This window comes from Pseudomonas sp. FA-1, assembly GCF_056856075.1.
The window spans coordinates 135,046-156,147 of record NZ_JBWXTH010000003.1 but is presented as its reverse complement, the minus strand read 5'-3'; the positions used below and the strand labels follow the sequence as shown (position 1 = coordinate 156,147).

The following is a 21,102-nucleotide window of genomic DNA, read 5'->3' as shown; positions in this document are numbered from 1 at the left end:
GGTGAGCGCGCGGGATGTGCAGCAACTGCTCCTGGCCCATGGAGGCTGGACGTCCGCCTTCGATGCCGGAGCGCTTGGCCGTGGCCTGGACTACGCCATCCAGGGCAAGGTCAAGATACTTTCGGCCCATGACCAGGCGGTCGAGGCAGTCTGCTCGGGTTCCGCAGGCCAGCGCTACAGCCAGACGATCCACCTGATGCACAGCGGCGCACAGCTGCGTGTACTCGGGCGCTGTACTTGCCCCGTAGGGACCAACTGCAAGCACTGCGCCGCCGCGCTGTTCCACCTGCAAGACTGCATCGACGACCCCACGACACCCGGTTGCGGCCCGTCGCTTTCTCCCGAACTGAGCTTGTGGGTCAAGGCTCTAGAAGCCCCCACGGCCACGCCGGCAGAGCAAAAGCCCGCGCGCAAGGGGCCGGCCATCTACTACCAGGTCAGGCTCGACCGTATGCAGTGCCGCCTGGAAGCAGTCAAGGGCACCCAGCAGAACGACGGCCGACTGAAACTGGGCAAGATCACCTCATTGCCGGAGATGATCTACTACACCCCACGCTATGTGACCGAAGAAGATGCTCGCCTGCTGCGCCTGATCAGCTCGCAGAACAAAGCCGTCGTTTCGCCCTCGACGCCACTGGAGGGCAAGAAAGGGGCGGAATTGCTCGAATATGCCCTGGCCACAGGTCGCCTGCTGTTCGAGGACCACGCCGAGCCGTTCACCCAAGGCCCCGAGCAATCGGCAGAGTTCCGTTGGGTGCGCCAGGACAACGGCAGCTACCGTGGCGCCTGGTACCATGATGGCCACGCCCTGTTCCCGGTGCTGCCGCTGGACCCGCTGTACTACGTGGATACCCAAGCCTGCCAAACAGGCCGGCTGCGGCACGAACTGGACCCCTTCATCGCCAGCCAGCTGGCCCGCGCGCCGACGGTACCAGAGGAGCTGGTCGTGCCGCTGAGCCATCGGCTCAACGCCCTGAACCGACAGGTTCCCACGCCCACCACCGTGCGCAGCGAAGAACACGACCATATCCAGCCACGCCCGCACCTGACCCTCGGCAGCCTGGAATTCAGCGCCTATATGCCCAAGACCGGGCGCATGCAGCGCCAGACGCAGCACCGCGCCGCCCTGGCCTTCAACTACGACGGCTTGCTGGCCAGCGGCAACGACGAAAAGCCCCTGAACCGCCTCGTGGGCGAGACCAGCCAACGCATCCACCGCCAGCCCCAGGCCGAGCAGGCCATACGCAAGACCTTGCGCGGGCTTGGCTTCAAGCCTGCCACCCGGCAGAGCAAGGCCCTGCCCGACAGCGCCGGCGAAATGTTCCAGCTCGCCGACGACGAAGCCTGGCTGCTGTTCGCCCGTGAAGGCCTGCCACGTCTGCGCAAGGCCGGCTGGGAAATCGACATCCCCCGGGATTTCGCCTTCGACCTGCAGGACATCGACGAGTGGTATGCCACCCTCGACGAAACACCCGGCCATGAATGGTTCGACCTGGAGCTGGGGATCGTGGTCGATGGCCAGCGCCACAGCCTGCTGCCGATCATGCTGCAGCTGCTGCGCAGCAGCCCCGAACTGCTGCGCCCCAGCGAGCTGGCCCGGCGCAGCGACGACGAACACCTGCTGATCGATCTCAACCGCGGCCGCCAGGACACCCCTGCCCTGCGCGTCGCCCTGCCCTATGGTCGCGTCAAGGCGGTGATGGGTACCTTGGGCGAGCTGTACCTGCACGAACATGCCGGCGGCCCCTCCCTGCGCCTGGACCGCGCCGACGCCGCGCGACTGAACGACATCGACCACCTGCCATTGCGCTGGGAAGGCGGCGAACACCTGCGCGACCTGGGCCGACGCCTGCGCGATGCCCGCGACCTGCAGGTCGAACCACCCAAAGGGCTGAACGCTGCGCTGCGCCCCTATCAGCAACAAGGCCTGAACTGGCTGCAGGCACTGCGCGAAATGGGCACCGGCGGCATCCTCGGCGACGACATGGGCCTGGGCAAGACCCTGCAGACCCTGGCCCACCTGCTGCTGGAAAAGGAAAACGGCCGACTGCAGCAACCCGCCCTGGCAGTGATGCCCACCAGCCTCGTGCCCAACTGGCTCGACGAAGCCCAACGCTTCGCCCCCGGTCTGCGCGTGCTGACGCTGCATGGCCCGGGGCGCAGCAAGCATTTCAACACGCTGCTCGACTACGACCTGGTGCTGACCACCTATGCCTTGGCGCCGCGAGACCTCGAGCACCTGCGCACAGTGCCCTGGAGCGTGTTGATCCTGGACGAAGCACAGAACATCAAGAGCAGCACCAGCAAGGCCGCCCAGGCGGTGTGCGAACTGCAGGCCGGCCAGCGCCTGTGCCTGACCGGCACGCCGATGGAAAACAACCTGGGCGAGCTGTGGTCGCTGTTCCACTTCCTGATGCCCGGCTGGCTGGGCGACCTCAAGCGCTTCAACCAGGACTACCGCACGCCCATCGAACGCCACGGCGACAGCGAACGCATGGCTCACCTGACCAGCCGCATCCGCCCCTTCCTGCTGCGCCGCACCAAGGAGCAGGTGGCCACCGAATTGCCCGCCAAGACCGAGATGATCCATTGGGTCGAGCTCAGCGATGCCCAGCGCGACACCTACGAAACGGTACGGGTGGCGATGGACAAGAAAGTCCGCGACGAAATCGCCCGCAACGGCGCGGCACGCAGCCAGATCGTCATCCTCGACGCCCTGCTCAAGCTGCGCCAGGTATGCTGTGACCTACGCCTGGTCAAGGGCGTGGAAGCCAAGGGCAACCAGGCCGACAAAGGCAAGCTGGGCAGCCTGATGGAGATGCTCGAGGAGCTGCTCAGCGAAGGGCGAAAGGTGCTGCTGTTTTCCCAGTTCACCTCGATGCTGGCTTTGATCGAGGCCGAACTGGACAAGCGCAGGATTCGCTACAGCCTGTTGACCGGCGATACCCGCGACCGTCGCACGCCCGTGCAACAGTTTCAAAACGGCCACAGCGAAGTGTTCCTGATCAGCCTCAAGGCCGGCGGTACCGGCCTGAACCTGACGGCCGCCGACACGGTGATCCACTATGACCCTTGGTGGAACCCGGCCAGCGAGAACCAGGCTACCGACCGAGCCTATCGTATCGGGCAGGACAAGCCGGTGTTCGTGTTCAAGTTGATCACCCGGGGAACGGTGGAAGAAAAGATCCAGCAACTGCAACAGGAGAAGGCCGCGCTGGCGGCCAGCTTGCTCGATGGCGGGCAGGGCGGGCAGTGGCGCCTGGGCGATGACGAGATCGAGGCGCTGTTCGCGCCGTTGCCGGGCAAACGTAGTCGGTCCTGATACGCTCGCCGGCAAGCCGGCCCATAGGGTGGGGCCGGCGATAGGGCCCACTCAATCGATCAACTGCGCTTGCTTCAAGGCTCCCAATGCCTCCAGCCAGCGCGGCTGCTGGCGGTAGTCGGTACGCGCGAACCCTCGCCCGCGCATTCCCGCGATACGCGGCGACGGCCTGACCTTCAGGCGCTGCGCCGCGCTCAAGGCCAGCTCCGCCGCAGCCCGGTCGTTGCACACCAGCCCCATGTCGCAGCCGGCGCTCAGCGCGGCCTCGATACGGCTGGCCGCATCCCCTACCACATGGGCGCCAGCCATCGACAGGTCATCACTGAAGATCACCCCCTTGAAGCCCACTTCGCCGCGCAGGATGTCCTGCAGCCAGCGACGCGAGAAGCCAGCCGGCTGGTTGTCCACCTGAGGGTAGATCACATGGGCCGGCATCACGGCCGCCAACTGGCCACTCAGGCGCGTGAATGGCACCAGGTCGGCCTGGCGCAATTGCTCCAGGCTGCGTTCATCCGTAGGGATGGCCACATGGGAGTCCGCCTCCGCCCAGCCATGGCCGGGGAAGTGCTTGCCGCAAGCGGCCATGCCGGCTGCGTTCATGCCGCGGATGAAGGCTCCGGCCAACCGCGTGGCCCGCGCCGGGTCGCCTTCGAAGGCACGGCTGCCGACCACCGCACTGCGCTGGTGATCGAGGTCCAGTACCGGCGCGAAGCTCAGGTCCAGGCCGACCGCCAGCACCTCGGTCGCCATCAACCAACCGCACTGCTCGGCCAACTGCTCGGCATTGGCGTTGTCGGCGATCGCACGCATGGCCGGCAGGCGCACGAAGCCCTGGCGCAGGCGCTGGACCCGACCGCCCTCCTGGTCGACCGCCAGGATCAGGTCGGGCCGGATGGCGCGGATGGAGGCGCACAGCTCGCGCACCTGGCGGGGGCTGTCGATGTTGCGGGCAAAGATGATCAGGCCGGCCACCTCGGGCTGGCGCAATAGATGGCGGTCTTCGGCGGTCAGCCATTTACCGGCGATGTCCACCATCAGGGAGCCTTGCAGGCTGGCGGTCATAATTGAATCCTTCAGTGAAGAGGCAGGGAACCCCATTGCGGGCAGGCGGCTTCGTCGATCCGCACCCGGCAATGCACCTGTATGCGGTCGAACAGCGGCACCAGGTCGCTGTTCCTCATGCGTATGCACCCATGGGACAGCGGCACGCCCATAGGTTCAGTGTCCGGTGTGCCATGCAGGTAGATGTAGCGGCGAAAGGTGTCGACCTGGCCGAGACGGTTGAACCCCGGCTCGCAGCCGCTGAGCCAGAGGATGCGGCTCAGGATCCAGTCTCGCCCGGGAAAACGTGCGTGCAGCGCCTCGGACCAGACCTCGCCGGTCCAGCGTCGGCTGCTCAGCACGGCGCCCTGCGGCAAGCCGGCGCCGATCTTCGCGCGGACCTGATGCAGGCCACGGGGTGTGCAGCCCGAGCCATTGCGCTCGCCAGCCCCATTGCGCGCCGTGGACACGGCCAGGCGCACGCGCAGCTCGCCCTGGGCGAACCCATAGAGGCGCTGGTCGGCGAGGGAAATGTGCAGGAAATCGAGGTCGGGCATGGGCGCTAGCTTAGCTCAAGCGCCCTTCCACGCCCAGCGCTCAGGCCTTGGCCGAGGCCGGCGCGGAACCGGTCTTGTTGCGCGGGCGCAATTGCGCGGCGGCCATCGCTTCGTCAGTGACACCGCTGTCGGCACGCATGCCCGCGGCCAGGAACGGCACCATCAGGCGCATCACCTGTTCGATCGAAGTGTCGACGCCGAAGTCGGTCTCGGCAATGGCGCGCAAGGCCTTGATGCCCGACATGCTGAACGCCGCCGCGCCGAGCATGAAGTGCACGCGCCAGAACAGCTCCAGCGGCGGAATACGGGGGGCGGCCTCGTTGACCAGCAGCATGTAGCGGCGGAACACTTTGCCGTACATGTCTTCCAGGTAGCGGCGCAGGTGCCCCTGGCTCTGGCTGAAGGCCAGACCCAGCAGGCGCATGAAGATCGACAGGTCGTTGTTGCTGCGTGGTTGCACGGCCAGGGCCTGCTCCACCAGCATTTCCAGGAGCTCTTCCAGGCTCGGCCGCGGCTCGGGGCGAGCCTGGCGTCGGTCCAGCTCGCGCTCGAGGCTTGCGCAGAACGGGCCGAGGAAACGTGAGAAGACCGCCTGGATCAAGGCTTTCTTGGAGCCGAAATGGTAGTTCACCGCCGCCAGGTTGACCCCGGCCTTGCTGGTGATCAGCCGCAACGAGGTTTCCGCGAACCCCCTTTCCGCGAACAGCTGCTCGGCAGCATCGAGAATGCGTTCAACGGTTTCGGATTGGGCCATGACTACTCCGCCTGACAAACAGTTGTTTGAAACATACGTTTCAAGCAGGCCTCTTGTCAAGGCTCGGTGACTGGTGGGTCGCCATTTAACCACAGCTCCGCATGTCACGCTGCAGCCCGCGTATCCCGTAGCCTGGGCAATGAAAGGCAGCCTCGTGTGAAGCTTTTCTCGTCGGCAAATGCTTGCAGCTGGCCATCCACTGTATATAATCCCAGTCACTGTATAAAAAGACAGAGCGCCCGCCATGTTGAAACTGACGCCACGCCAAGCCGAAATCCTGGCCTTCATCAAACGCTGCCTGGAAGACAACGGCTTCCCGCCGACCCGTGCGGAAATCGCTCAGGAATTGGGGTTCAAGTCCCCCAACGCCGCCGAGGAACACCTCAAGGCGCTGGCCCGCAAGGGCGCAATCGAAATGACTCCGGGCGCCTCCCGTGGCATCCGCATTCCCGGCCTGGAAACCAAGGCGGAAGAAAGCGGCCTGCCAATCATCGGCCGCGTCGCCGCCGGTGCCCCGATCCTCGCCGAGCAGCACATCGAGGAATCCTGCAACATCAACCCGGCCTTCTTCCACCCCCGCGCCGACTACCTGTTGCGCGTGCACGGCATGAGCATGAAGGACATCGGCATCTTCGACGGCGACTTGCTGGCGGTGCATACCTGCCGCGAAGCCCGCAACGGCCAGGTTGTCGTCGCCCGTATCGGCGATGAAGTGACCGTCAAGCGTTTCAAGCGTGAAGGCAGCAAGGTCTGGCTGATCGCCGAAAACCCCGAATTCGCCCCCATCGAAGTCGACCTGAAAGAACAGGAACTGGTGATCGAGGGCTTGAGTGTCGGCGTCATTCGCCGCTGATCCAGGAGGCGTCATGCAGCAGTTCATCCATGCACCCCAGCAAGCACAGCTACCCCTGTTCGAGGCCTTCCTGGCCCAGCCGGTGCTGCCTGGCCTGAAAGCCCGCAACGGCGCCGCAGAGCAACCACGCAAGCCCCAGCAGCCCGAGCTGTTCAGCGAACTGTCCCTGCGTGGCGCACCTGGCCACTGCCAAAGCCTGCTGGCGCCGGTTCTGCGAGAACTGAGCGAAGAGGACGAAACCCGCTGGCTGACCCTCATTGCACCGCCCGCCAGCCTGACCCAGGCCTGGCTACGCGATGCCGGCCTCAACCGTGAACGCATCCTGTTGCTGCAACCGGGCGCTAACCAGAGCGCCCTGCAACTGGCCTGCGAAGCCTTGCGCCTGGGCCACAGCCATACCGTGGTCAGCTGGCTTGGCAACCTCAATGCCACGGCGCGCCAGCAACTGATCCGCGCAGCCACGACCGGAAACGCACAAAGCCTGAACATCCGCCTCGGCTGATGTTCAGGCTTTGCCTGTCTTTCAATTTCTGAATTACAAAGCGCGAGGCTCAATGCAGAACGCGTGGCCCTTCCTCGTGCTCGAGATCGCCCTCGACCAGGCGACCTGCCATTTGCACGCCGACGCTCAACATGGCCTTGGCCACTTCCACATGCTGGCCTTGCAGGAACGCCTTGGCGTCCTCGGAGAAATCCAGGGTCACCAAAGAACCCTCGTCCTCGGCACGGCGCAGCTCGATCCGGCCATCAGGCAACTCGACAATTTCTAGAAAGGACGTTGACATATAGGGCCTGCTTTTCACGAAAGGCCGGTATTGTACCAGCCACCGCCGCTGTCAGCACTCACTCAACGCGTCACGGAAACGTCGTACCAAGCCCTTGAGATTGTTGCGCCAACTTTCCAGCTCCTCCCGGGAGAGCAGTGGCTGCTCGGGCTCGTCCAGATTCACAGCCTGGATCAGAGGCTGGGTGACATCAGTTTTCGGTGCTTTTTTGGCGACCGGCGGTCGGAACAAATCGGCATAAGCACGAAGCAATTGCGCGAGCCAGGTTTCCGGCTGACGCGCCAGTTCCAGCATTTCGGCCACCTCCGGGATGGCGATGCCATTGAGCGCCTCCTCATTGAGCAACAGCTCCACCTGTGCTGCCGCCGCTTGCGGCAGACGGTAGAAGCCGGCGATCTCATGGCATAGACCGAGCAGCGCGCCATACAAGTGGAACAACGCCGATTCACGCTCCGCCTGGATCAGGCCCTGGGCATTCATTGCCTGGCTGTCGGCAGCCTTGGCCATGGACTCCAAGGCAAGCCCTGCGAAGAACAGTTTCTGGTTGGTGCGGGTGTAGAGTTCCTGGGCCATTTCGAATGGCCTCCCTAGGCTGCAAGGCGATGCCTCAGTTTCAGGGATTGCCCCGCCCTGCCGCAAGCCGAATGTCATAAAAGACAAGGGCCGCTTCATGCCCCATCGCGGGCAAGCACGCGATGGGGCATGAAGCGGCCCCCTTTTAGCGCTTACCGATCAGCGCTTGTCTTCGACCTTCCACACCTTGCCGTCGTAGAACGCCTTCCAGCCCGTCGGCTTGCCGTCCACCTCGGACTGTACGTACTGCTCCTTGGTCTTGCGGCTGTAGCGGATCACCGCCGGGCGGCCATCCGGGTCCTTCTGCGGCGCATCGCACAGGAAGTGGTACTTCGGATCGATCTCATGCTTGTGCGGGACGATTTCCAGCACCAGCGGCGCACGGGTTTCGCGGTTCTTCGGGAATTGGCTGGCAGCCAGGAACAGCCCCGAGGCACCGTCGCGCAGCACGTAGGTATCGTCGACCTTCTCGCACTTGAGCTCCGGCATGTCCACCTTGTCCATCTTCGGCGGCGCCGCCTCACCGTTCTTGAGCAGCTTGCGAGTGTTCTTGCACGCAGGGTTGGTGCAACCGAAGAACTTGCCGAAACGGCCGGTCTTGAGCTGCATCTCGCTGCCGCACTTGTCACATTCCAGGCTCGGCCCTTCGTAACCCTTGATGCGGTAGCTGCCCTCTTCGATCTCGTAGCCCGGGCAGTCCGGGTTGTTGCCACAAATGTGCAGCTTGTGTTTTTCGTCCAGCAGGTAGGCATCCATCGCCGTGGCGCAGATCGGGCAACGGTGCTTGCCACGCAACACCAGAGATTCGGACTCGCCTTCGTCGTCAGCAGCGATCTCGTCACCTGGCACCAGGTTCACGGTGGCCTTGCAACGTTCCTTCGGCGGCAGGCTGTAGCCCGAGCAGCCGAGGAAGACCCCCGTGGAGGCAGTACGGATCATCATCGGCCGGCCGCACTCTTTGCACGGAATGTTGGTCAGCGTCGGCTGATTGGCGCGCATGCCGTTCTCGGCCGACTCGGCGGTCAGCAGCTTCTTGCTGAAGTCGCCATAGAACTCGTCGAGGACGTTCTTCCAATCGCGCTCGCCCTGTGCCACGTCATCGAGGTTCTCCTCCATGCCGGCGGTGAAGCCGTAGTCCATGAGGTTGGAGAAGCTCTCCGAGAGGCGTTCGGTGACGATGTCGCCCATCTTCTCGGAATAGAAGCGACGGTTGTGCAGGGTCACGTAGCCGCGGTCCTGGATGGTGGAGATGATCGCCGCGTAGGTCGACGGGCGGCCGATGCCGCGCTTTTCCATTTCCTTGACCAGGCTGGCTTCGGTGTAGCGCGCCGGTGGCTTGGTGAAATGCTGGCTGGGGTCGAGCTGGATGAGCTTGAGCACCTCGCCCTGGGCCATTTCCGGCAGCACGTCATCTTCGCCCGGCTTGCTCTGCTGGGGCAGCACACGGGTGTAGCCGTCGAACTTGAGGATACGGCCCTTGGCCCGCAGCTCGAAGTCGCCGGCATTGACCGTGACACTGGTGGACAGGTACTGCGCAGGCGGCATCTGGCAGGCCAGGAACTGGCGCCAGATCAGTTCGTACAGGCGTTCGGCGTCCCGCTCCATGCCACTGAGCTTGCTCGGGTGGGTGTTCACGTCCGAAGGACGAATCGCCTCGTGCGCCTCCTGGGCGCCTTCCTTGCTGCCATACACCACCGGCTTTTCAGGCAGGTACTGCTTGCCGAATTCGCGCTCGATGTAGCTGCGCGCCATATCCAGCGCATCGACCGACAGGTTGGTCGAGTCGGTACGCATGTAGGTGATGTAGCCGGCCTCGTAGAGGCGCTGCGCCATCATCATGGTTTTCTTCACGCCGAAGCCCAGGCGGTTGCTCGCTGCCTGCTGCAGGGTAGAGGTGATGAACGGCGCAGACGGTTTGCTGCTGGTCGGGCGATCTTCACGCTTGGCCACGCTGTAGCTGGAGGCCTTGAGCTTCTCCAGGGCCGCCATGGCCTGGGCTTCGTTCAGCGGCTTGAAGGCTTCGCCTTTTTCGCGCGCCACTTCGAAGCGCACCTTGGCGTTCTTGGCAGTGCCCAGGTCAGCATGGACTTCCCAGTACTCTTCCGGGACGAATGCACGGATCTCACGCTCGCGCTCTACCACCAGCTTGACCGCCACCGACTGTACGCGGCCAGCTGAAAGGCCACGGGCGATCTTGGCCCACAGCAGCGGCGAAACCATGTAGCCAACCACGCGATCGAGGAAGCGGCGCGCCTGCTGGGCGTTGACCCGGTCGATGTCCAGCTCGCCCGGCTGGGAGAAGGCTTCCTGGATGGCCTTCTTGGTGATTTCGTTGAATACCACGCGCTTGTAGCGGGTGTCGTCGCCACCAATGGCCTCGCGCAGGTGCCAGGCGATGGCCTCCCCTTCGCGGTCCAAGTCGGTTGCGAGATAGATGGTGTCGGCATCTTTGGCCAGGCGACGCAATTCGTCGATGACCTTTTCCTTGCCGGGCAAGATCTCGTACTTGGCCTTCCAGCCGGCTTCCGGATCGACGCCCATGCGTGCCACCAGCTGGCGACGGGCCTTCTCCTTCGGCGACAGGGCCGGCGCCTCACCTGCGGCCTTGCCGCGCTTGGCCGCCGGTTCCTTGCTGGCGCTGGCCGAACCGCTGGTGGGGAGGTCTCGGATATGGCCGATACTCGACTTCACCACGTACTGGCTGCCCAGGTACTTGTTGATGGTCTTGGCCTTGGCCGGGGATTCCACAATGACCAGCGATTTGCCCATGGATCGGAGTATTCCTGAATCTGAAGATGAAAAACGCGTCAGGTGCCGGACGCGGCACCGCTATATATAGTGGCAACAGAGTGAGGTCAAGCGCTCAGGTTCAGTCGCTTGCCGTGTCGGGACGCTTGAACATCCCCTCCTCGGCCTTGACCAAAGCAAAGCGCGGCACCTGCTCGCCGTCAACCTCGACAGTGTCATGGAACAGGGCCAGAGGCCGGGCACCCAGGCCGTAATCACCGTAAAGCAACTGGTAGATCACCAGCAACTCATCGGTTTCCGTATGATGTGCAACGCCCAGCACGCGGTACTCCGGCCCTTTGTAATGCCGGTATACGCCTGGCTGTATCTGCATGTCGCTCACCCTCTTGAAACAAATCTTGTAAAAAACAAAAACCGGGGCACGAGGCCCCGGTTGCTGTCGATGACGCGATCAGACGCGTTCGAAGACAGTCGTGATGCCCTGGCCCAGGCCGACGCACATGGTGGCGACACCCAGAGTACCGCCATTCTGCTTCATGACGTTGAGCAGGGTCCCGGAAATCCGCGCGCCCGAGCAACCGAACGGGTGGCCCAAGGCGATGGCGCCGCCGTGCAGGTTAACCTTCTCATCCATCTTGTCGAGCACTTTCAGATCCTTGAGCACTGGCAGGGCCTGTGCGGCGAAGGCTTCGTTGAGCTCGATGAAGTCGATGTCGGCCATGGTCAGGCCGGCGCGCTTGAGGGCTTTCTGGGTCGACGGCACCGGGCCGTAGCCCATGATCGCCGGGTCTACGCCCGCCACGGCCATCGAACGGATCACCGCCAAGGGCTGGATCCCCAGGTCCATGGCACGCTGGCCGGACATGACGATCATGCACGAGGCACCATCGGTGATCTGCGACGAAGTACCCGCGGTGACGGTACCGCCCTTGGGGTTGAATGCCGGCTTGAGCGATGCCAGGCCTTCGAGGGTGGTTTCCGGGCGAATGGTCTCGTCGTAGTCGAAGACCTTGAGGAAACCGTTCTCGTCATACCCTTGCATCGGGATGATCTCGTCCTTGAACTTGCCTTCGACCGTTGCCTTGTGGGCAAGCTGGTGCGAACGCAGACCGAACAGGTCCTGCTGCTCACGGGTGATGCCGTGCATCTTGCCGAGCATCTCGGCAGTCAGGCCCATCATCCCCGAGGCCTTGGCCGCGTGCAGGGACAGGTGCGGGTTCGGGTCGACACCATGCATCATGCTGACGTGCCCCATGTGCTCCACGCCACCGACCACGAACACGTCGCCGTTGCCGGTCATGATCGCCTGGGCAGCGGTATGCAGCGCGCTCATCGACGAGCCGCACAGGCGGCTGACGGTCTGGGCTGCCGAGGTATGCGGGATCGGAGTCATCAGCGACGCCATGCGGGCGATGTTCCAGCCCTGCTCGAGGGTCTGGTTGACGCAGCCCCAGATCACGTCCTCGACTTCCTTCGGATCGACCTTGTCGTTGCGCTCCAGCAGCTTGCTGATCAGGTGCGCGGACATGTCCTCGGCACGGGTGTTGCGGTGCATACCACCCTTGGAACGGCCCATCGGCGTGCGACCGAAGTCGACAATCACCACGTCTCTTGGATTCAGGCTCATATCAATACTCTCGCTCTAACTCGTTGGGCGCTCAGTTGAAGAAGCGCTGGCCGCTCTTGGCCATTTCGCGCAGCTTCGCGGTCGGGTGGTACAGCGGCCCCAGATCGGCGTACCGGTCTGCCAGGGCGACGAACTCGGCGACCCCGATCGAATCGATGTAGCGCAGCGCGCCACCGCGGAAGGGAGGGAAGCCGATGCCGTACACCAGGCCCATGTCCGCCTCGGCGGCGGTTTCGACGATGCCGTCTTCCAGGCAGCGAACGGTCTCCAGGCACAGCGGGATCATCATCCAGTTGACGATGTCCTCGTCGGTCACTTCACGCTGTTCGAAGACGATCGGCTTGAGCACTTCCAGCACCGAGGGGTCGGCGACCTTCTTCGGCTTGCCGCGCTTGTCGGTTTCGTAGGCGTAGAAGCCCTTGCCGTTCTTCTGGCCCAGGCGGTTAGCCTCGTACAAGGCATCGACGGCGGAACGGCGATCATCCTTCATGCGGTCCGGGAAGCCTTCGGCCATGACGTCGCGGCCATGGTGGCCGGTGTCGATGCCGACCACGTCCATCAGGTAGGCCGGGCCCATGGGCCAGCCGAACTTTTCCATGACCTTGTCGATGCGCACGAAGTCCACGCCTGCGCTGACCAGCTTGGCGAAACCACCGAAGTACGGGAACAGCACGCGGTTGACCAAGAAGCCCGGGCAGTCGTTGACCACGATCGGGTTCTTGCCCATCTTCTTGGCGTAGGCCACGGTGGTGGCGACCGCCACGTCACTGGACTTCTCGCCACGGATCACTTCCACCAGCGGCATCATGTGCACCGGGTTGAAGAAGTGCATGCCGACGAAATTCTCCGGGCGCTTGAGCGCCTTGGCCAGCAGGTTGATGGAGATGGTCGAGGTGTTGGAGGCAAGGATCGCATCTTCCTTGACCTGCCCTTCCACTTCCGCCAGCACGGCCTGCTTGACCTTCGGATTCTCGACCACGGCCTCGACGACGATATCGACAGTGCCGAAATCACCGTAGGACAGGGTCGGGCGAATGGCATTGAGCGCCTCGGCCATCTTGGCCGGGGTCAGGCGGCCCTTCTCGACACGCTTGCCGAGCAGTTTGGAGGCTTCGTTCAGGCCCAGCTGGATGGCTTCTTCGCGGATGTCCTTCATCAGGATCGGCGTGCCCTTGACCGCCGACTGGTAGGCGATGCCACCCCCCATGATGCCGGCGCCGAGCACGGCGGCCTGCTTCACGTCGTGGGCGATCTGGTCATGGGCCTTGGCCTTGCGCTTGAGTTCCTGGTCATTGAGGAACAGGCCGACCAGGCTTTCGGCGACCGAGGTCTTGGCCAGCTTGGCAAAGCCTGCGGCTTCGACTTCCAGGGCTTTGTCACGGCCGAAGTTGGCCGCCTTCTGGATGGTCTTGATAGCTTCGACCGGTGCCGGGTAGTTCGGGCCGGCCTGGCCTGCCACGAAGCCCTTGGCGGTCTCGAAGGCCATCATCTGCTCGATGGCGTTGAGCTTGAGCTTTTCCAGCTTGGGCTGGCGCTTGGCCTTGTGGTCCAGCTCGCCGCTGATGGCGCGCTTGATCAGGTCCAGGGCTGCGGCCTGCAACAGCTCGGGGGCCACCACGGCATCGACGGCACCGACCTTCAGGGCGTCCTCGGCACGGTTTTCCTTGCCAGCGGCGATCCATTCGATGGCGTTGTCCGAACCGATCAGGCGTGGCAGGCGCACGGTACCGCCGAAGCCCGGGTAGATACCCAGCTTGACTTCAGGCAGGCCGATCTTCGCCGTGCTGGACATCACGCGGTAGTCTGCTGCCAGGCACATCTCCAGGCCGCCGCCCAGGGCGATGCCGTTGATGGCGACAACGGTCGGCACTTCGAGGTCTTCGAAGTCGTTGAAGATGCGGTTGGCTTCCAGGTTCCCGGCGACCAGCTCGGCCTCGGGCAGCTTGAAGTTGTCGACGAATTCGGTGATGTCGGCGCCGACGATGAACACGTCCTTGCCGCTGCTGACGATCACGCCCTTGATGACGGCGTCGGCCTTGATGGCATCCACGGCCTGGCGCAGTTCGTCCAGGGTCAGGCGGTTGAACTTGTTGACGGACTCACCCTTGAGGTCGAACTTCAGTTCGACGATGCCGCTTTCAAGAGCCTTAACCGTGATGGCTTTACCTTCGTAAATCATCAACTGATCTCCACGATATGGAAGCTGAACTGTACACGCCGAACGCTGAGCATAAGGGCCGGCTTGGCCCCTACCCAGGCACACCCGTCAGCGCGCGAGTCGGGATTCTGTTAGAGCCGTTCGACATACAAACGCTCAATTCATACGCCCGTTTGATTTGGGTACGCACACATTCCTCGAAAAGATCGACGTTGTCAAATGCTCGCAAGCACGGTGAAAACGCGACTTTCCGGTCATTTTGCACCCAATGGGTACGAAACATGATGACAGTGATAGGCAGGTATTCATGGCGCAGCGCATGCCTTGAATTTTGCGGCGCCGATAAAATCGAGCGCCGCGCGGGGGGCGCTGGATCTCACACCCGCCCAATATCCCAACCCTATCAAGCGAGGGCTTCGAGGACCTGGGCAATATCCTGCAAAACAGATTTGTCGCCCCGCTCGCCCCAGTACAGGGCAAGCATGCGGCTGTCGGCTTCGATCTTGTAGACGCTCGCCGGCAGGCGCGCAAAGGCCTCGCACAGACGCGCGTCCTCACATGGTTCGCGCCACTGGTTCCACCACACACCAGGGGTGACCTGCCAATACACCCAGGTATCGTCATGGCCTTTACGCCGCGCGCGGTGGTATTGCGGGCAAGGACTTGGCGGCTCCTTTTCCAGCCAATGAGGCCAGGCCTGGGGCGCCAGCTGCATGGCAAGGCCCATGCGTCGCCCCTCCATGCGCAAGTTCATCTGTTCGCTCTGCTTGCGCGATGGGCGCAACCAGGCCAGGGGGCTGAGAATCAGCGCAAGGATTGACACCACCAGCCATACCGTCATATCTGTAGTTCCCATAAAGCGTTGCAAATGAGCTGGTTAGCCAGGTTTCACGGCATTCGGCCCGAAAGCGACCATACTTCTACTATCGCGATTGCAGGAGTACCACCCATGTCCTACGAACATCTTCTGGTCGCCGTCGACCTGACCGAAGAATGCGACCCGGTGATCAAGCGTGCCATGAAACTCGCCGAGCCCACGGGTGCCAAGGTCTCCCTGGTGCATATCGTCGAACCCATGGCCATGGCCTTTGGCGGAGACGTGCCAATGGACCTGTCGCAATTGCAGCAGCAACAGTTCGACCAGGCCAAGGAGCGCATGGATCGCCTGTTCAACAAATACCCGACCATCAACCGTGGCGACTCGCACCTGACCTACGGCCAGCCACGCCAGGAAATCCACCAGTTGGCCAAGGAGCAGAATTGTGACCTGATCGTGGTGGGCAGCCATGGCCGCCATGGCCTGGCCCTGCTGCTGGGCTCCACCGCCAACGACGTGCTGCACGGTGCGCCTTGTGACGTGCTGGCGGTACGCCTGCTGAAGAAAGAAGGCTGACACGTACTTGGGGCTGCTTTGCAGCCCGCTCCCACAGGGCCAGCGATGCCCCTGCAGGAGCGGCGCTGCGGCGGTCCCGCTTGCCCCGCGATGGGGCGCATAGCGCCCCCGATACGCTCTACCCTTCCAACTCGGCCCAACGCTCGACCAGGGCGTCCAGCTCACCCTGCATCTGCTCCAGCTTGGCCAGTACTGCCGAGGTCTCGCCAATCGGGCGCTGGTAGAAACCAGGGGCATTGACCTCTTCCTGGACCGCGGCCATACGCTGCTCCAGCGCGTCGATCTGTCCCGGCAGGGCTTCCAGCTCGCGCTGCAGCTTGTAGCTGAGCTTCTTCTTCCCAGGCTCCACCGCAGCGGCAGACGCAACCGGCGCTGACGCCGCCTGCTCGACAGGCTTCTCCACCACCGCGCTGCCAAGCTCTGCCTTGCCGCCCTTGCTCTCGGTCACGCCCAGCAGCTTCGGCGAGCCACCCTGGCGGATCCAGTCCTCATAGCCCCCGACATATTCGCGCACCCGCCCCTGCCCTTCGAATACCAGGGTGCTGGTGACCACGTTGTCGAGGAACGCCCGGTCGTGGCTGACCATCAACACGGTGCCCTTGAAGTTGGACAGCACTTCCTCGAGCAGCTCGAGGGTTTCGACGTCCAGGTCGTTGGTCGGCTCGTCCAGCACCAGCAGGTTGGCCGGCTTGCTGAACAGCTTGGCCAGCAACAGGCGCGCCCGCTCACCGCCCGACAAGGCCTTGACCGGCGTGCGGGCACGCTGGGGGCTGAACAGGAAATCGCCCAGGTAGCTGAGCACGTGGCGATTCTGGCCATCGATCTCGATGAAGTCGCGCCCCTCGGCAAGGTTGTCGATCACCGTTTTTTCCAGATCCAGCTGGTGGCGCATCTGGTCGAAGTAGGCGACTTCCAGCTTGGTGCCGCGCTCGACCTTGCCACTGCTGGGCTCCAGATCGCCCAGCATAAGCTTGAGCAAGGTGGTCTTGCCGGTGCCATTGGCGCCCAGCAGGCCGATGCGGTCCTCGCGCTGCAGGACCATGGAGAAATCCTTGACCAGCATGGGGCCGTCGGCATGGGCGAAACTGACGTTCTCCAACACCATGACCTGCTTGCCGGACTTGTCCGCCACCTCGATCTGGATGTTCGCCTTGCCCTGGCGCTCACGCCGTTCGCCACGCTCCACACGCAGGGCCTTGAGGGCGCGTACACGGCCTTCGTTGCGGGTACGCCGAGCCTTGATACCCTGGCGAATCCACACTTCCTCCTGGGCCAGGCGCTTGTCGAACAGCGCATTGGCGGTTTCCTCGGCGGCCAGCATGGCTTCCTTGTGCACCAGGAAGCTGGCGTAGTCACCGTTCCAGTCGATCAGGCCGCCGCGGTCCAGCTCGAGGATACGGGTGGCCAGATTCTGCAGGAAGGAACGGTCGTGGGTGATGAACAGCACCGCACCGTTGAAACCGCTCAGGGCTTCCTCGAGCCAAGCGATGGCGCCGATGTCCAGGTGGTTGGTCGGCTCGTCGAGCAGCAGCAAATCGGGTTCGGACACCAGTGCCTGGGCCAGCAGCACACGACGACGCCAGCCACCGGAAAGCTCTGCCAGGGTCTTGTCGGCCGGCAGCTGCAGGCGGCTCAGGGTGCTTTCCACCACTTGCTGCAGGCGCCAGCCGTCGCGGGCCTCGAGCTCGTGCTGGACATGCATGAGTTTCTCCAGGTCGGCGTCGCCCTGGATGTTCTGGCTCAGGTGGTGATATTCGGCCAGCAGCGCCCCGACACCGTCCAGGCCCTCGGCCACGACGTCGAACACGCTGCGCTCGTCGGCCACCGGCAACTCCTGCGGCAGCTCGCCGATCTTCAGGCCCGGGGCCCGCCAGATCTCACCGTCATCGGGCCGTTGCTCGCCCTTGACCAGGCGCAGCATGCTCGACTTGCCGGTGCCGTTGCGACCGATGATGCACACCCGCTCGCCACGCGCGATCTGCCAGGACACCTTGTCCAGCAGCGGCATGGCACCGAACGCGAGGGACACATCGCTGAATTTGAGCAGGGTCATAATCGTCTCCAAAAACCGGGCGCGCATTCTACCTGACTTACCCCTTCCCGGCATCAACCCGGCCATATTCCAAGGGCCGTGCGACACCCGGTCGAAGATAATCTCCGGATACAAGCACAGTGCTTTCATCCGCCGCCGGCAAACGGCTAAGCTAAGGCAATAGATCCCAACAGTGCTGGCTCCGCCGTCACTTTCCCATGGTTCAACTGCCCGGACGTCTCATGCGCAGCCGCCTGTTCCAACTCGTTTCCTGCCTGTTGCTCACCGCCACCGCCGCGAGTGCGGCACAGGCCATCGACATCACCCAGCAACGTCAGTACTACGACGAAGCCAAGCGCGCCTTGGCCAAGGGCGACAAAGGCCCCTACCTGCGCTATGCCCAGGCACTGCGTGACTACCCGCTGACGCCCTACCTGGCCTATGACGAGCTCACCGCCCGCCTCAAGAGCGCCAGCAACCAGGAAATAGAAGGCTTCCTCGCCAAGCACGGCGACCTGCCCCAGGCCAACTGGATGAAGCTGCGCTGGCTGCGCTGGCTGGCCGAGCGCGGAGAGTGGAACACGTTCGTCAAGTACTACGACCCCAAGCTCAACTTCACCGAGCTGGACTGCCTGAACGGCCAGTACCAGATCACCCACGGTCAGCGTGCCGAGGGCTTCGCCAGCGCCGAAAAACTGTGGAACGTGGGTAAGTCGCAACCGGCGGCCTGCGACACCTTGTTCGGCCTCTGGGCCGCCGAGGGCCAGTTGACCGAAGCCAAGCGCTGGCACCGGGCCAAGCTGGCGGCCCAGGCGCGCAACTACGGCCTGGCCAACAGCCTGGTGAAAAGCCTGACCACCCTTGCCCCCCAAGGCCGCCTACTGATCGACGTGGCGCAGAAGCCGCAACTGCTCAACCAGCCGTCGCGCTTCACCCCGGTCAACGAGGCCATGTCCGATGTGGTCAGCCTGGGCCTGCGCCGCCTCGCCCGCCAGGACCCGGAACGGGCCATGGCGCTGCTCGACGACTACGCCCAGCGCATGCACTTCTCTCGTGACGAGAAAGTCGCCATCGCTCGCGAGATCGGCCTGACCCTGGCACGCCGCTATGACCCGCGCGCCCTCGACCTGATGACGCGCTACGACCCCGAACTGCGCGACAACACCGTCAGTGAATGGCGCCTGCGCCTGCTGCTGCGCCTGGGGCGCTGGGAAGAGGCCTACAAGCTGACCCAACGCCTGCCCCAGGACCTGGCCAGCAGCAACCGCTGGCGCTACTGGCAGGCACGCAGCCTGGAGCTTGCCCAGCCGAACAACCCACAGATCCCGCTGCTGTACAAGACCGTGGCCCGTGAACGCGACTTCTATGGTTTCCTGGCCGCCGACCGGGCGCAAACGCCCTACCAGTTGAACAACAAGCCGCTGGTGCTGAGCCAGCAGGTAATCAACAAGGTTCGCAACACCCCGGGCATCCGCCGCGCGCTGGAATTCCACGCCCGCGGCCAGATCGTCGAAGGCCGCCGCGAGTGGTACCACGTCAGCCGTCATTTCAACCGCGACGAGATGGTCGCCCAGGCGCGCCTGGCCTACGACCTGCGCTGGTACTTCCCGGCGATTCGCACCATCAGCCAGGCACAGTACTGGGACGACTTGGACATCCGCTTCCCCATGGCCCATCGCGACACGCTGGTACGCGAGGCCAAGGTACGCGGGCTGCATTCGAGCTGGGTGTTCGCCATTACCCGCCAGGAAAGCGCCTTCATGGAAGACGCCCGCTCCAGTGTCGGGGCCAGCGGCCTGATGCAACTGATGCCGGCTACGGCCAAGGAGACGGCGCGCAAGTTCAACATACCGTTGGCTTCACCGTCGCAGGTGCTCAACCCAGACAAGAACATCCAGCTGGGGGCGGCTTACCTGAGCCAGGTGCACGGGCAATTCAATGGTAACCGGGTGCTGGCATCGGCAGCCTACAACGCCGGCCCCGGGCGAGTACGCCAATGGCTCAAGGGCGCCAAGCACCTGAGCTTCGATGTCTGGGTAGAATCGATACCGTTCGATGAGACCCGGCAGTATGTACAGAACGTACTGTCCTATTCGGTCATCTACGGGCAGAAGCTGAATTCACCGCAGCCGTTGGTGGATTGGCATGAGCGTTATTTCGACGATATGTAACGGGGTGGGCTACGCGGACGGGCGCTATTTGGTTCGTCGTTCGGGCCCTATCGCCGGCAAGCCGGCTCCCACCGGACCTACGCTGTCTTCAGAGACACCGCGATACCTGTAGGAGCCGGTTTGCCGGCGATAGGCTGCAAAGCAGCCTCTAGAACCAGAGCCCACCCCCGTCCACCAGGCCAGGCGCCGTCTGTAATCTTGAGGCAACAAGAGGCCAGAACACAGGGGCCCATAGCCCCCTACTCAAGCACCTCGACCGCCATCCCCACCCGCAACTCCCCACTGCCATCCACCGCCAGGTTCTGCCCGAACAACACATCCCCCTCACGCTCGCGGAACGTCTTCAAGGTCGTCAACGGTTCGCGATCCGCGCTGCGCTCCCCGGTCGCCGGGTCCAGGGTCGTCAGGATGCAACGCACGCTAGGCTTGAGCACCCGGAAAACCAGGCCGCCGATACGAATCCGCTTCCACCCGTCCTCGGCAAACGGCTCGCCGCCCGAAACCACCAGGTTCGGTCGGAACCGCAACATCTCCATGGGCCGCCCGATCCGTCGATTCAGCTCATCGAGCGAGCCCTGCCCGATCAACAGCAAAGGAAACCCGTCCGGGAAAGCCGCACGATCACTGTTGAACCCATAGCCATTGGGCAGGTAGCGGGCCCGCTGCTCGGGGCAATGCACCAGGCGCACCGGCTTGCCGAGCAGCTCGCTCAACCAGGCCGCGGCGGCGTCGCCGGCATCGGGCACGCGCAGGGTATCGCGCCATATGGTCACCCCCCGCAGCGCCTCGTCGGCAGGTGGTACAGGCACCGTAAGCGGCGCCTGCCCCGATGTTTCAAGCAGCAATTGGCCATCCACCGCATAACTGGCCTTGAGCTGCCCCAGGCGCGGCCAGGCCCGCTGGGTAAGGAAGCGCCCATTGTCTTGCTCCACCACCATCCAGCGCCGGTCGCCCTGCAGGCCCAGCATGTCTACCGTCGAAGCCTCGAGGCTCTGGGCCTGCCCCGATTTCACCGGGTACCGATACAACGCACTCAAAAACATCCCTGCCCGCCTCGTGCCAGTCGAAAGCGCAAGCTTATACCCGGC

Annotated in this window: 17 protein-coding genes; 5 read left to right on the top strand and 12 right to left on the bottom strand. The window is 63.7% G+C overall.

The genetic code is table 11. From position 1 onward, the window contains the following. The first annotated feature begins 1 nt into the window (after nt 1). On the top strand, nt 2-3,322 hold the full coding sequence (locus tag AC1MHZ_RS07605) for a DEAD/DEAH box helicase (protein WP_482966190.1): 3,321 nt from the start codon (nt 2-4) through the stop codon (nt 3,320-3,322). Nucleotides 3,323-3,373: 51 nt separating this feature from the next. Here the strand turns inward: AC1MHZ_RS07605 and nagZ are convergent, their stop codons facing one another. From nagZ to AC1MHZ_RS07590, 3 genes are read right to left on the bottom strand one after another with little or no spacing between them, the layout of a single operon-like run. Beyond that, a complete protein-coding gene (nagZ, locus tag AC1MHZ_RS07600) occupies nt 3,374-4,372 on the bottom strand; it encodes a beta-N-acetylhexosaminidase (RefSeq protein WP_482966267.1) in 999 nt (332 codons plus the stop codon). A 23-nt stretch (nt 4,373-4,395) separates the two neighbouring features. Beyond that, a complete protein-coding gene (locus AC1MHZ_RS07595; protein ID WP_084858184.1) occupies nt 4,396-4,920 on the bottom strand; it encodes a L,D-transpeptidase in 525 nt (174 codons plus the stop codon). Between the two features lie 40 nt (nt 4,921-4,960). Beyond that, nucleotides 4,961-5,674 (bottom strand): TetR/AcrR family transcriptional regulator, encoded by a 714-nt coding sequence (locus AC1MHZ_RS07590; RefSeq protein ID WP_482966189.1) that lies wholly within the window; start codon nt 5,672-5,674, stop codon nt 4,961-4,963. A 244-nt stretch (nt 5,675-5,918) separates the two neighbouring features. Between AC1MHZ_RS07590 and lexA the strand changes: the two genes are divergently transcribed. After that, a complete protein-coding gene (lexA, locus tag AC1MHZ_RS07585; protein ID WP_084858186.1) occupies nt 5,919-6,527 on the top strand; it encodes a transcriptional repressor LexA in 609 nt (202 codons plus the stop codon). 13 nt (nt 6,528-6,540) lie between these two features. After that, entirely contained in the window at nt 6,541-7,029 is a 489-nt protein-coding gene (gene sulA, locus AC1MHZ_RS07580) for an SOS-induced cell division inhibitor SulA (protein WP_084858187.1), read from the top strand. A 49-nt stretch (nt 7,030-7,078) separates the two neighbouring features. Here the strand turns inward: sulA and AC1MHZ_RS07575 are convergent, their stop codons facing one another. From AC1MHZ_RS07575 to AC1MHZ_RS07545, 7 genes are all read right to left on the bottom strand, one after another. Further along, nucleotides 7,079-7,312, bottom strand: a complete 234-nt coding sequence (locus AC1MHZ_RS07575; RefSeq protein WP_084858188.1) for a hypothetical protein — start codon at nt 7,310-7,312, stop codon at nt 7,079-7,081. A 51-nt stretch (nt 7,313-7,363) separates the two neighbouring features. After that, nucleotides 7,364-7,885, bottom strand: coding sequence for a DUF6586 family protein (locus tag AC1MHZ_RS07570; RefSeq protein WP_084858189.1), 522 nt, complete (start codon nt 7,883-7,885; stop codon nt 7,364-7,366). A gap of 159 nt (nt 7,886-8,044) precedes the next feature. Next, entirely contained in the window at nt 8,045-10,654 is a 2,610-nt protein-coding gene (topA, locus tag AC1MHZ_RS07565) for a type I DNA topoisomerase (protein ID WP_084859240.1), read from the bottom strand. A gap of 100 nt (nt 10,655-10,754) precedes the next feature. After that, nucleotides 10,755-11,006, bottom strand: a complete 252-nt coding sequence (locus tag AC1MHZ_RS07560) for a DUF1653 domain-containing protein (RefSeq protein WP_084859241.1) — start codon at nt 11,004-11,006, stop codon at nt 10,755-10,757. Between the two features lie 78 nt (nt 11,007-11,084). After that, nucleotides 11,085-12,260, bottom strand: a complete 1,176-nt coding sequence (gene fadA / locus AC1MHZ_RS07555; protein ID WP_084859243.1) for an acetyl-CoA C-acyltransferase FadA — start codon at nt 12,258-12,260, stop codon at nt 11,085-11,087. 31 nt (nt 12,261-12,291) lie between these two features. Continuing rightward, the gene (fadB, locus tag AC1MHZ_RS07550) at nt 12,292-14,439 is read right to left on the bottom strand and encodes a fatty acid oxidation complex subunit alpha FadB (protein ID WP_482966188.1); all 2,148 of its coding nucleotides are present in this window, start codon (nt 14,437-14,439) and stop codon (nt 12,292-12,294) included. A gap of 382 nt (nt 14,440-14,821) precedes the next feature. Beyond that, nucleotides 14,822-15,259, bottom strand: a complete 438-nt coding sequence (locus AC1MHZ_RS07545; RefSeq protein ID WP_482966187.1) for a hypothetical protein — start codon at nt 15,257-15,259, stop codon at nt 14,822-14,824. 108 nt (nt 15,260-15,367) lie between these two features. Here AC1MHZ_RS07545 and AC1MHZ_RS07540 point away from each other — a divergent pair, with 108 nt between their 5' ends. After that, the gene (locus tag AC1MHZ_RS07540; protein ID WP_084859247.1) at nt 15,368-15,811 is read left to right on the top strand and encodes a universal stress protein; all 444 of its coding nucleotides are present in this window, start codon (nt 15,368-15,370) and stop codon (nt 15,809-15,811) included. Nucleotides 15,812-15,929: 118 nt separating this feature from the next. Here AC1MHZ_RS07540 and AC1MHZ_RS07535 read toward each other — a convergent pair whose 3' ends face one another. Then, nucleotides 15,930-17,864 (bottom strand): ATP-binding cassette domain-containing protein, encoded by a 1,935-nt coding sequence (locus AC1MHZ_RS07535; protein WP_324816427.1) that lies wholly within the window; start codon nt 17,862-17,864, stop codon nt 15,930-15,932. A gap of 221 nt (nt 17,865-18,085) precedes the next feature. Here AC1MHZ_RS07535 and AC1MHZ_RS07530 point away from each other — a divergent pair, with 221 nt between their 5' ends. After that, nucleotides 18,086-20,014 carry a transglycosylase SLT domain-containing protein gene (locus tag AC1MHZ_RS07530; protein ID WP_084859250.1) on the top strand — a complete coding sequence of 643 codons (1,929 nt, stop codon included), beginning with the start codon at nt 18,086-18,088 and terminating at the stop codon, nt 20,012-20,014. A gap of 239 nt (nt 20,015-20,253) precedes the next feature. Here AC1MHZ_RS07530 and AC1MHZ_RS07525 read toward each other — a convergent pair whose 3' ends face one another. Next, complete coding sequence (locus AC1MHZ_RS07525; protein ID WP_368829512.1) at nt 20,254-21,057, bottom strand: MOSC domain-containing protein; 804 nt, start codon at nt 21,055-21,057, stop codon at nt 20,254-20,256. Between the last annotated feature and the right edge of the window lie 45 nt (nt 21,058-21,102).